Genomic DNA, 11835 nt, shown 5'->3' with positions numbered 1-11835 from the left:
GGATTGGCCTCAAAGAGAACCGGCCTCGGCAGAACCCGCTTCCGAAAGCATCCAGTCGATGAGCATCACCAGATCGGGATTGTCGAGCATGCGCCGCGGATAAACGATGAAATAGGCAAGTGTGCTGGCCATGTCTTTCCCAAAGGGCGCAATCAATGCGCCTTCAGCCAGCTCGCGGGAAACGAGGGAGCGCCGGGTCAGCGCAATGCCGTGCCCGGCCTTGGCCGCATCCAGCGCGCCATTGCTGTCGATGAAGACGGTGCCGCCGGAGGCGTCGACTTCCGATGCGCCCGCCGCCTCCAGCCAGCGTCGCCACTCATTGCGGTTTTCATCATGCAGCAGAGGCACGGATTTCAGGTCTCCCGCCTCCCGAAGCGGCCCGTATTTTTCGAGAAGCTGCGGCGCGCAGACCGGCAGGGTGCTGTCATCGATGAAGCGGATGCTCTCCAGCCCTTCGTAACGGCCGAAGCCATGCCGCACCGCCAGATCGACATCGTCGCGCGAAAAATCCACCAGCCGGTTGGTGACGCTGATGCGGACATCCACATGCGGGTGCTGCTGCTGGAAGGTCGGCAATCTCGGCATCAGCCATTGCACGGCGAAAGTCGGCGTGCAGCTCAGCGTCAGAACCGTGATCTCGGATCGCGCCGTCAGCTCCGCCGTCGCCTCGCGCATCATCCGGAAGGCGGTGCGAAGCGCACCGTAATAGCGCTCGCCCTCCCGTGTCAGCTGGATGCTGCGCGGCCTGCGGAAAAACAGCTGCACACCAAGGCGCGCCTCCAGCTCCCGGATTTGCAGGCTGACCGCGCCGGGCGTGACGTTCAATTCGTTGGAGGCAAGCGTCACGCTGCGATACCGCGCCGCGGCTTCAAAGGCCTGCAGCCCCTTGAGCGATGGAAGTTCAGCCGCCATGATTTAGCCCAGCTCAATTACCTGACGAGAAACTATCGTTTGAAAGAACCATAAAACAGGGCGTAAATAGACGCAATAGGACAGAAAAGGCCGCGACAGGCCAACAATATCCACTTCAGATAAACTCAACCGATATCGGGTGGATGGCGACAGCCCTGTCTGCAACAATAGCGATATTCATACCCCGTGGGAGACGAAAATGGCGATACAGAAACAGATGGATGCCAGCGAATGGGCAATGCTGGTGGCACTTTCGCTGCTCTGGGGCGGATCGTTCTTTTTCATCGGTGTCGCGGTCAAGGAGCTGCCGCCTGTCACCATCGTCACGCTGCGGGTCAGTCTTGCGGCCATGGCGCTGCTGGTTGTCTGCCGCATCATGGGTCTTCGCCTGCCACGGGAATGGGCGGTGTGGCGTGCCTTTTTCGGCATGGGCCTGCTCAACAACATCATCCCCTTCTGCCTGATCGTCTGGGGCCAGACCCAGATCGCCAGCGGGCTCGCCTCGATCCTCAATGCCACGACACCGCTCTTCACCGTCATCGTCGCCCATTTTCTGACCGCCGACGAGAAGATGACCGGCAACAAGCTCGCCGGCGTGCTGATCGGTTTTGTCGGCGTGGCGACCATGATCGGACCGGCGGCCTTTGGCGGCTCATCCGGTCTCTGGGGCCAGATCGCCATTCTCGGCGCGGCCATCTCCTATTCCTTCGCCGGCATATTCGGCCGCCGTTTCAAGGCCATGGGCGTACCGCCGCTGATGACCGCCACCGGCCAGATATCCTCTTCGACGCTGATGCTCATCCCTGCGGCCTTCTTCATCGACAAGCCGTGGATGCTCGCCATGCCAAGCCTTGGAACCTGGGGGGCGCTGATCGGCATCGCGCTATTGTCCACCGCGCTCGCCTATCTGATCTTCTTTCGCATTCTCGCCAGCGCCGGCGCCACCAATCTCGCGCTCGTCACCTTCCTCATCCCCGTCAGCGCCATTTTGCTCGGTTCGCTGCTTCTCGGTGAGCAACTGGAATTCAAGCATTTCGCCGGCATGGCGATGATTGCCGCAGGACTGGCTGCCATCGATGGCAGATTGCCAGCCAAGCTCCGAAGCATGCTGCGCAACGCGCCCGCTTGACAGGGACACGGGGCAAAAGCATTCTGCGCCCATGATCGCAACGACACAGTACATCACCCGTCGCCATACCATGACCGGCCGTTCGGCAGGGAAAGGTATGTCGTCGCGTTAAGCGATCCATTTCCACCCTGCCAGCTAGAGCAGGGTTCGGACACCTGCTCCGCACACGCCCAAGGAGACAGGTATGCAGAATGCGAAATTTGCCGATAATGAAGATGCTCAGTTCCGGTTGAGCGACATCCGCCTGCGCGCTCCACGTCTGGAGGACGCCGAAGCCTTGACCGAAATGTTCAACCTGCCCGGTGTCCGCCACGGCACGCTGCGGCAACCTTTCCAGTCGGTGGAAAAGACCAGGAAGGCGATGGAAAATCGCGGTCCGAACGATATTGCGATCATCGGCGAATGGCGCGGAAAGATCGTCGCCAATGGCGGACTGTATCGCCGGGCGGGACGGCAGGCTCACATCGCCGATCTGGTAATCAGCGTTCATGACGATTTCGCGGGCAAAGGCGTGGGCTCGCATCTTCTTGGAGCGCTGGTCGATACCGCCGACAACTGGCACGATATCCGCCGCATCGAGCTCAACGTCTTTACCGACAATCTCCCGGCAATCCGGCTTTACGAGAAATTCGGTTTCGAACGCGAAGGCACCCTGCGCAACGACGCCTATCGTGACGGAAAATACGTCGACGCCCATGTGATGGCACGGCTTCGATAGGCGCTTTCAGCTTTCAAGGTGATCGGCAAACACTTCCCGAATGGTCCGCCGTGACCATTCGGCCATTTTTTCGTTATGCCCCCGCTCGGCATCCAGCACGATCAACGCCTTCCATAGCGCCCAACCGCGCCCGCGCTGCCATGTGGCCTCATCCAGATCCAGCGCCCGACGAAAAACATCCCGGCTTTGCGCATCGAGCACATTCCACGCAAGAATGAGATCGGACGATGGATCGCCGATGCCGGAACTACCGAAATCGATGACGGCCGCCAGCCTCCCGTTCTTCACCAGCAGATTGCCTTCGGCAATATCGCCATGCACCCAGATACCCTGCCTTTGCCATCTACTGGAAAGCGCAAGCTCCCATATCTCCATGGCCAGCGCCTGATCCACCTCATCGGCAAGCCGCGCCGCAGAAGCCCTTGTCTCTCCGTCATAAACCGCAAGCGACCCGCCACGATGGAAATTATGCGCGCCCGCAAGCGGGCCATCGGAAGCATCGATACCGTGCAGGGCTTTCAGGAAGGTGGCGACATCGACAGCGATGGCCGAAAGATCGGTGCTGTCCAGATGCCGGGCGAGAGGTTCGCCTTCAAGCCAGCGATAAACGGACCAAGGGTACGGATAACCCTCTCCCGGTTGCCCCAGCGCCAATGGCACCGGAATCGGAACCTGCAGCAGCGGCGCAAGCACCGGCAGCCACCGGTGCTCCTTTTCCACCTGCGCCACATAGCGGGCGGCGCTTGGCATGCGGATCAGCATGTCATCACCGAGGCGAAAACTGCGATTGTCCCAACCGCTCAGTTCCACCGGCCGGATGTTAAACGCCGCCCATTGCGGAAACTGGCTGGCGATCAGCGCCCGGACCTGCTGTGTGGTGACGACGATGCGGTCATCCATGCTGCGTTCTCCGTTTCGGCCGCAAAGCTCTAGCTGTGCAGAACAACACGGCCATGACGGCCCATCAGCCGCCGATCAACGCCAGCCACTCGTCCTCATCCATGGTCTGCACACCCAGTTCCGTCGCCTTGGCCAGCTTGGAACCGGCTCCCGGCCCGGCTACGAGGATATCGGTCTTTTTCGAGACGGAACCGGCCACTTTCGCGCCGAGGCTTTCGGCCCGGGCCTTGGCCTCGTCACGGGTGAATTTTTCCAGCGAGCCGGTGAAAACCACGGTCTTGCCCGCCACCGGGCTGCCTTCGGTCGAGGGCTTTTCGGCCTCCTTCGGCTGCAATTCGCGTATCAGCCGATCGATGACATCGAGATTGCGCGGTTCCTTGTAGAACTCGATGATGGCGCGGGCCACTACCTCGCCGATGCCGTCGATACTGTTGAGTTCGGCCCAGGCGTCGCTTGCCAGGTCCGCCGCCGCCTTCATGCACTCTTCGAAATGTTCGTAGGTGCCATAGGAGCGCGCCAGAAGCTTCGCCGTCGTCTCGCCCACATGGCGGATACCGAGCGCAAAGATCAGGCGGTGAAGATCGATCTCGCGGCGGGCATCGATGGCGTCGAACAGCTTCTTGACACTGACCTTGCCGAAGCCGTCGATATTTTCGAGCTTGGTCAGATGGGATGCTTCCTGCCGCGCCTTCAGCGTAAAGATGTCAGGCGCGGTCTTGATCGAGAGTGCCGGATCGTCGCTTTCGAAGAAGAAATCGATCTGTTTGGTGCCGAGCCCTTCAATATCGAAGGCATTGCGTGAAACGAAATGTTTGAGATGCTCCACCGCCTGCGCCCGGCAGACGAAACCGCCCGTACAGCGCGTGACCGAATCGAGCTTGCCGGTTTTTTCGTTGCGCTCCCGCACCGCATGGCTATCGCAGACCGGACATTTTTCCGGGAACGGGTATTTCACCGCCTCGGCCGGACGTTTTTCCAACAGCACGTCCAGCACCTGCGGAATGACATCCCCGGCACGCTGCACGATGACCGTGTCGCCGATGCGAATGTCATGATCCTCGGGGCGAATGCGCTCGCCACTATTGCCGATGCCTTCGATGTAGTCGGCATTGTGCAATGTCGCATTGGTGACGACCACGCCGCCGACGGTGATCGGGGTGAGACGCGCGACCGGCGTCAGCGCACCCGTGCGCCCCACCTGGATTTCGATATTCTCGACCGTGGTGAAAGCCTGCTCGGCCGGAAACTTGTGCGCGGTGGCCCAGCGCGGGCTGCGCGAGCGGAAACCCAGCCGTTCCTGAAGATCGAGCCGGTCGACCTTATAGACCACGCCATCGATATCGTAATCGAGATCAGGTCGCGCGACGCCGATTTCATTATAATGCTCAAGCAATTGCTGGGCGGAGGTGAATCGCTTCATCAGCGGATTGACCGGAAAACCCCACTCCCGGAACTTCTCGACAATGCCATATTGCGTATCGGCAATCCGCCCCGGCTGGCCGCCATTCGAGACCTCGCCCAGCGCATAGGCAAAGAAACGCAATTTGCGTCGGGCCGTCACATTGGGGTCGAGCTGGCGCAGCGAACCGGATGCCGTGTTGCGCGGGTTCACATAGGTCTGCTTGCCTTCCGCCTCCATCTGGGCGTTGAGCGCCAGAAAGTCGCTCTTGGCCATATAGACCTCGCCGCGCACTTCCACCACATCGGGAGCATCGGCGGGCAAGGTGTTGGGGATTTCCTTGATGGTCATGATATTGGCGGTGACGTTTTCGCCCGTCGTGCCATCGCCGCGCGTCGCCGCAGTCTTCAGCCTGCCGTTCTCGTAACGGATGGACATGGAAAGCCCGTCAATCTTCGGCTCCGCAGTAAAGACAATCGAATCATCCGGCAGATGCCCGAGAAAGCGATAAACGGAACTCACGAAGTCGCGCAGGTCCTCTTCCGAAAACGTATTGTCGAGCGAGAGCATCGGGCGGGCATGCACAATCGGCGCAAAAGTGGGGAGCGGCGCGAAGCCGACTTTCTTTGACGGGCTGTCGGCCCGCACCAGCGCCGGAAAAGCCGCCTCGATGGCATCATTGCGCCGCTTCAGCGCGTCATATTCCGCATCCGAAATCTCCGGCGCATCCTTGCCGTGGTAAAGCGCGTCGTGACGCGCAAGCTCGGCCGCCAGAAATGCAAGCTCGGAAGAGGCTTCGAGTTCGGTGAGGTTTTCGACGGATTTCTGGTCTTTCGACATGGCGGCCTCGTTTCGGAATTACCGAACGCTTTTAGCCGAAATAGAGAACATTAAAAACAGTTTTGCCGCTGGACTCACAGCGCCAAAAGGCAGCCAAGGCGAGCGGTCAGTCCTTGGCGGCCAAGAGGCGCGCGGCCGCAGCCCGTGCCTCGTCCGTCACCGAGGCGCCGGCAAGCATGCGGGCGATTTCTTCGGTGCGGTGGTTCGGCTCCATGGTGGCGACGCGGGTGGCAATGCGCTCGCTGCCATCACCGGTGGGGCCTTTGGAAATGAGAAGATGCGTCGCCGCCCGCGCCGCCACCTGCGGCGCATGGGTAACCGACAGAACCTGCACGGTCTTCGACAGGCGGCGCAGCCGCTGGCCAATGGCATCCGCCACAGCGCCGCCAACACCCGTATCGATTTCGTCGAACACCAGGGTCGGTGCCGAACCGCGATCCGCCAGCGCCACTTTCAGGGCCAGCAGGAAGCGGGACAATTCGCCGCCCGATGCCACTTTCATGATCGGCCCCGGCCGTGTGCCCGGATTGGTCTGGACGTGGAATTCCACCGTATCGATGCCATCCGCCGTCGCCTGCTCGGGATCGGCGATCACTTCGACGGTAAACCGCGCCCGCTCCAGTTTCAGCGCCGGAAGCTCGGCCATGACGGCATTCGAAAGCGCATCCGCCGCGTGGCGGCGTTTTTCGGAAAGCGACTGGGCGGCCCGGTCAAAATCGGCCTTCACGACGCCGAGATTGGCTTCGAGCTTGCCGAGCTTTTCCTCGCCGGCATCGAGATCGGCGAGATCGGCCACCATTTTTTCGGCGAGCGCCGGCAGATCAGGCACGGCAACATTGTATTTGCGGCCGGCGGCGCGCAGCGCAAACAGCCGCTCCTCCACCCGCTCCAGCTCGCGCGGATCGAACTCCGTGCGGCGCAGCGCCGCCTCCACTTCCATCTGCGCATTGGAAAGGCTGTCGAGCGCGGCATCCAGCAATTGCACGGTGTCTTCCAGCAATCCCGGCGCTTCATGGCTCTTGCGCTCAAGCCTGCGCATCATCGAGGCGATCATCGGCACGGGCGATGCATTGCCGTTCAGGAACTCGCTGGCTTCGGCGATATCACCGGCGATGCGTTCGGATTTCTGCATCACCGCCCGGCGCTCGGCCAGCTCATCCTCTTCGCCATCCCGTGGCGAGAGCGTCTCAAGCTCCTCGACGGAAGAGCGCAGGTAATCCGCCTCACGCGCCGCCGCTTCCACCTTGGCGCGGTGGGTCTTCAGGGCGCGCTCGGCGTCCTTCCAGGTGCGGTAAAGGCCCTGAACGGTGCGGGCCTCATCGCTCAGCCCGGCAAAGGCATCGAGCAGCGTGCGGTGGGCATCGGTATCGACAAGGGCGCGATCATCATGCTGACCATGGATTTCGACCAGCAATTGCCCGAGCTGGCGCATCATCTGCACGCTGATGGCCTGATCGTTGACATAGGCCTTGGTCCGGCCATCGGCGGATTGGACACGACGGAAAATCAGGTCGCCATCGTCATCGAGGCCGTTTTCGCGCAGGAGCAGCCGTGTGGGGTGATTGTTCGGGACTTCGAAAGTGGCCGTCACCTGCCCCTTGTCCTCGCCATGGCGCACCAGACCGCCATCACCACGGCCACCCAGCGCCAGCGAGAGACTGTCGAGCAGGATGGATTTGCCCGCGCCCGTTTCCCCCGTCAACACGGAAAGGCCCGCCTCGAAACCGAGGTCAAGCCTTTCAATCAGGACGATATCGCGAATCGAGAGCTGGACCAGCATGGCCTATGCCCCGTCTCAGGCGCCGATGAGCTTCTTGCCGGCGCGCGAAATCCAGGACCCCTTGTTTTCACGTGGCTCCAACCCGCTGCCCTTCAGCAGCTTGTAGGAATCCGAATACCATTGGCTGTCGGGATAGTTGTTGCCGAGAACGGCGGCCGCGGTCTGCGCCTCGTCCGTCAGACCCATTGCGTAATAGGCCTCCGTCAGACGCGCCAGCGCTTCCTCGATCTGGTTGGTGTTCTGGTACTGCTCGACGACGATGCGGAAACGCGAAACGGCGGCGAGATATTCCTTGCGCTCAAGGTAATAACGGCCGACCTGCATTTCACGGCCGGCGAGCTGATCGCGGGCGAAACGGATCTTGGCCTGCGCGTCGGCGACATATTCCGAATCGGGATAGTCGTTGACGACCTTGTTCATCGCCTCGACAGTGCGCTGCGCGGCGCGCTGGTCCTGCGTCACGTCGGAAATCTGCTTCGAATAGGCAAGGCCGATCATGTACTGAACGTAAGCGGCATCCTTGGAACGCGGATATTGCCGCAGGAACCGGCTGCCGGTTGTGATCGCCACATCGTTCTTGTTGGTGCGCGTGGCGATGAAGGTCTGCATCACCAGCGCCTTCTGGCCCCATTCGGTAAAGGGATATTGCTTGTCGATCGCCTCGAACTTGCGTGAGGCTTCCGTCATGTTGCCAGCGTTCATGTTGGCAAGGCCCTGCTTGTACAGAACATCCGGCGGATCGGTTTCGACGCCGAGCTTGGTGATGTCGATATCCGGATCGGACTGGCAGGCCGTGACGACGACACTTGCGCCGACCAACATCAACGAAACGGCGATCCCCCGCATCGTACCCTTCATTGCACCAGACCCTACATGCTTCATTCGACAGTTCCCACTTCCCGCGCAAATACATAAGCATCGGCTTTGCACTGGCGTTTCTAGCCATAAAAGCATCCGCAGGGCAACGCAATGATGACGCATTAACGCATTTTTATGGCATCGGCCCATGCAATCGCACGATTATCGGGCGATAATATGCAACTTCCCGCCCCGCCTCACGAAAAAGCCGCCCCGAAAGGGAGCGGCTTCTCCTGTCAATTGATAGCCTGCAAACAAACTTACGCAGACCAGGGCGCAAATTCCGGCATGTTGACCGCCACGAATTCGCGGGCGCGGACCATCTGGTTGCGGGCAGCCGGCGCTTCGACGATCTCATAGGCCGTGCGGTCGCTCAGCAGAGCCTTCAGCGCATTCGCATTGACCTTGTGACCGCCGCGATAGGAGCGGTAGCAGCCGATGAACTGCGCGCCGGCAAGCGCCAGGTCGCCCACGGCGTCCAGCGTCTTGTGACGGACGAACTCGTCCTTGGCGTAACGCAGGCCTTCCATGTTGATGACGCTGTTGTCGTCGGAGATGACGACCGAATTCTCAAGCGAGGAACCCAGCGCATAACCGGCGGCCCACAGACGCTCGACATCGCGCATGAAACCGAAGGTGCGGGCGCGCGACAATTCCTTCTTGAAGGTCTCCGCCGTCAGGTCGCCCTTCCACGACTGTCTGCCGATCAGCGGCGTGTCGAAATCGATATCGACCTCGAAGCGTGTGCCGTCATAGGGACGGAACTCCGCCCAGGAGGCACCCGAATCGATACGCACCGGCTTGGTGACGCGAATATAGCGGCGCTTCGCACCGAGGTTCTTGATGCCGACCGATTCGATCGCCTCGATGAAAGGCGCGGAGCTGCCATCCATGATCGGCACTTCCGGGCCGTCAACCTCGACGATGAGGTTGTCGAGGCCCATGGCGTAGATGGCGGCCATGACGTGCTCGATCGTCGCTACCGACTGGGAAAGCGAACGGCCGAGCACGGTGCACAGATCGGTATTGCCGACATTGGCCGAAACCGCCTTCAACTCGGTAACGCTGCCATTGTCATGAAGGCGGTGGAAGACGATGCCCGTTCCGGCTTCTGCGGGCTGGAAGGTCATCGAGACCGGATTGCCGGAATGCACGCCAATGCCTTTGAGCTGAACAGCATGTGCGATAGTTGTCTGAAATCCGAGCAGTCCGATAGTCATGCGTCTATGCCTTGTTTTGCAAACCGCGCCGCCCTGGGCCAGCGCCGTTCAAGTTTTCAAGCCGGTTTTTAACGACCGGCAAAGTCAATCTTTTCCCTTACCCAGCCTCATACATACGCACATGTACGTGCCACGACAAATCACTGTTCGTTTCGGATTGTTACATGCGCAAGCCGTTGAAAACACGAATTAATTTAGTGTTAATAACGTAAAATAAACAAAACGCCCGGATCGTGAGATCCGGGCGTTTCGAAGGGTGTCTGGAATCGCCTTCAGTTGGACTGGCGGCGCAGGAAGGCCGGGATTTCCAGCTGGTCGTCATCGTGATGGCTGGACGAGGCAGGCGTTGCGCGGCCGTGGTCGTCAAGCTGGCCACGACGCGGTGCGTAGAGGCTTGCTTCCGGCGAAAGCGGGGCGCGGCGCTGCTGCGGAGCCATGCTCGGCGCATCCATCATGTCGGAGGGAACTTCTTCCTCTTCACGGCGGCCAAGCGAGTTGGTGATGCGCTTCAGAAGACCCATCGGGCCACGCTCTTCCTGGGCAGCAGGAGCGGCGTGGGTGCGGTGGTCCAGCTCGGCTTTGACGACCGGCGGGAAGTCTTCGACCTTCGGCATGCGGACCGGCTCAGGCTGGCGGGCAACGGGTGCGGGTTCCTGATAGACAGGAGCCTGCGGCTGCTGCATGCGCGGTGCCGGAGCGGCGACCTGTTCCGGAGCGTGATAGACCGGCGCCTGGGCAACCGGAGCCGGAGCAGCCTGCTGAACCGGCTGGGCCGGACGCAGAACCGGAGCTTCAGCCGGAGAAGACGCGAACAGCTTGCTCTGCGGACGGAAGTCCTGGGCCGGCTGCTGGTGCGTTGCAAAACCAAGTTCACGTTCCATTTCGGCTTCTGCCGAACGGATGGTCTGGGCGATCGGGTCTACGGCCTTCGGTGCCTGCGAGACTGCTGCAGGCTGTACTGCGGCCGGAGCGGGAGCAACGGCCGCGGAAGGACGGATAAGCGGCTTGGCAACGGCAGCTGCGGCGCGCATCTCGGCGATGTTCTGTTCGCCAACGCCCGCAACGCGGTCGATGCCGGTAGCGACGACGGAGACGCGGATGAGGCCTTCAAGCGCTTCGTCGAAGGTCGCGCCGAGGATGATGTTGGCATCCGGATCGACTTCTTCGCGGATACGGGTTGCCGCTTCGTCGACTTCGAACAGGGTAAGGTCGCGACCACCGGTGATGGAGATCAGCAGGCCCTGCGCGCCCTTCATCGAGGTTTCGTCGAGCAGCGGGTTGGCGATTGCCGCTTCCGCAGCCTGCATTGCGCGGCCCGGACCGGAAGCCTCGCCGGTGCCCATCATTGCGCGGCCCATTTCACGCATGACCGAGCGGACGTCGGCGAAGTCGAGGTTGATGAGACCTTCCTTCACCATCAGGTCGGTGATGCAGGCAACGCCGGAGTAGAGAACCTGGTCGGCCATGGCGAATGCGTCGGCGAAGGTCGTCTTGTCGTTGGCAATACGGAAGAGGTTCTGGTTCGGAATGACGATCAGCGTATCGACGGACTTCTGCAGTTCCTCGATGCCCTGTTCGGCAAGACGCATGCGGCGGCCGCCTTCGAAGTGGAAAGGCTTGGTGACGACGCCGACCGTGAGGATACCCTTGTTGCGCGCAGCCTGCGCGACGACGGGTGCAGCACCCGTGCCGGTGCCGCCGCCCATGCCGGCGGTGACGAAGCACATGTGGGTGCCGTTCAGATGATCGATGATCTCGTCGATGCATTCTTCAGCGGCGGCACGGCCAACTTCCGGCTGGGAACCGGCGCCGAGGCCTTCGGTGACGTTGACGCCGAGCTGAATAACCCGGTCTGCCTTCGTCATGGTCAGCGCCTGAGCATCCGTGTTGGCGACGACGAAGTCGACGCCCTGGAGACCGGCCGTGATCATGTTGTTGACAGCGTTACCACCACCGCCGCCGACACCGAAGACGGTGATGCGTGGCTTCAGCTCTGTGATATCAGGCTTCTGCAGCTGTATCGTCATTTTAACATTCCTTCTTTCTCTGGCCGCATCGCCCCGCTGGCCGATTCTTGAA

Annotated in this window: 9 protein-coding genes; 2 read left to right on the top strand and 7 right to left on the bottom strand. The window is 61.1% G+C overall.

Annotated elements, in window-relative coordinates; all coding sequences use genetic code 11:
- Window positions 1-9: 9 nt before the first annotated feature.
- Window positions 10-912 carry a transcriptional regulator GcvA gene (gcvA, locus tag O3S81_RS02390; RefSeq protein ID WP_269340693.1) on the bottom strand — a complete coding sequence of 301 codons (903 nt, stop codon included), beginning with the start codon at window positions 910-912 and terminating at the stop codon, window positions 10-12.
- Between the two features lie 199 nt (window positions 913-1111).
- On the opposite strand from gcvA, the gene O3S81_RS02385 reads away from it, so the two are divergent.
- Both O3S81_RS02385 and O3S81_RS02380 read left to right on the top strand, forming a co-directional pair.
- Entirely contained in the window at window positions 1112-2041 is a 930-nt protein-coding gene (locus O3S81_RS02385) for a DMT family transporter (RefSeq protein WP_269340691.1), read from the top strand.
- A 184-nt stretch (window positions 2042-2225) separates the two neighbouring features.
- On the top strand, window positions 2226-2759 hold the full coding sequence (locus O3S81_RS02380; protein ID WP_269340690.1) for a GNAT family N-acetyltransferase: 534 nt from the start codon (window positions 2226-2228) through the stop codon (window positions 2757-2759).
- Between the two features lie 6 nt (window positions 2760-2765).
- Here O3S81_RS02380 and O3S81_RS02375 read toward each other — a convergent pair whose 3' ends face one another.
- The 6 genes from O3S81_RS02375 to ftsZ all read right to left on the bottom strand — a co-directional run bounded on the left by O3S81_RS02375 (window position 2766) and on the right by ftsZ (window position 11783).
- Window positions 2766-3659, bottom strand: coding sequence for an aminoglycoside phosphotransferase family protein (locus O3S81_RS02375; protein WP_269340689.1), 894 nt, complete (start codon window positions 3657-3659; stop codon window positions 2766-2768).
- Between the two features lie 64 nt (window positions 3660-3723).
- Entirely contained in the window at window positions 3724-5898 is a 2175-nt protein-coding gene (gene ligA, locus O3S81_RS02370; RefSeq protein ID WP_269340687.1) for an NAD-dependent DNA ligase LigA, read from the bottom strand.
- 106 nt (window positions 5899-6004) lie between these two features.
- Window positions 6005-7678, bottom strand: a complete 1674-nt coding sequence (gene recN / locus O3S81_RS02365) for a DNA repair protein RecN (RefSeq protein WP_269340686.1) — start codon at window positions 7676-7678, stop codon at window positions 6005-6007.
- Between the two features lie 15 nt (window positions 7679-7693).
- Entirely contained in the window at window positions 7694-8560 is an 867-nt protein-coding gene (locus O3S81_RS02360; protein ID WP_269340685.1) for an outer membrane protein assembly factor BamD, read from the bottom strand.
- A gap of 236 nt (window positions 8561-8796) precedes the next feature.
- Window positions 8797-9756 carry a UDP-3-O-acyl-N-acetylglucosamine deacetylase gene (lpxC, locus tag O3S81_RS02355; RefSeq protein ID WP_269340684.1) on the bottom strand — a complete coding sequence of 320 codons (960 nt, stop codon included), beginning with the start codon at window positions 9754-9756 and terminating at the stop codon, window positions 8797-8799.
- 272 nt (window positions 9757-10028) lie between these two features.
- On the bottom strand, window positions 10029-11783 hold the full coding sequence (ftsZ, locus tag O3S81_RS02350) for a cell division protein FtsZ (RefSeq protein ID WP_269340682.1): 1755 nt from the start codon (window positions 11781-11783) through the stop codon (window positions 10029-10031).
- Between the last annotated feature and the right edge of the window lie 52 nt (window positions 11784-11835).

Source organism: Agrobacterium sp. SOY23 (assembly GCF_027212525.1).
In the GTDB taxonomy this organism is placed as follows: Bacteria; Pseudomonadota; Alphaproteobacteria; order Rhizobiales; family Rhizobiaceae; genus Agrobacterium; species Agrobacterium tumefaciens_I.
Note: the sequence above shows the minus strand (reverse complement) of the source record. Positions and strands in the feature narration are given on the sequence as shown.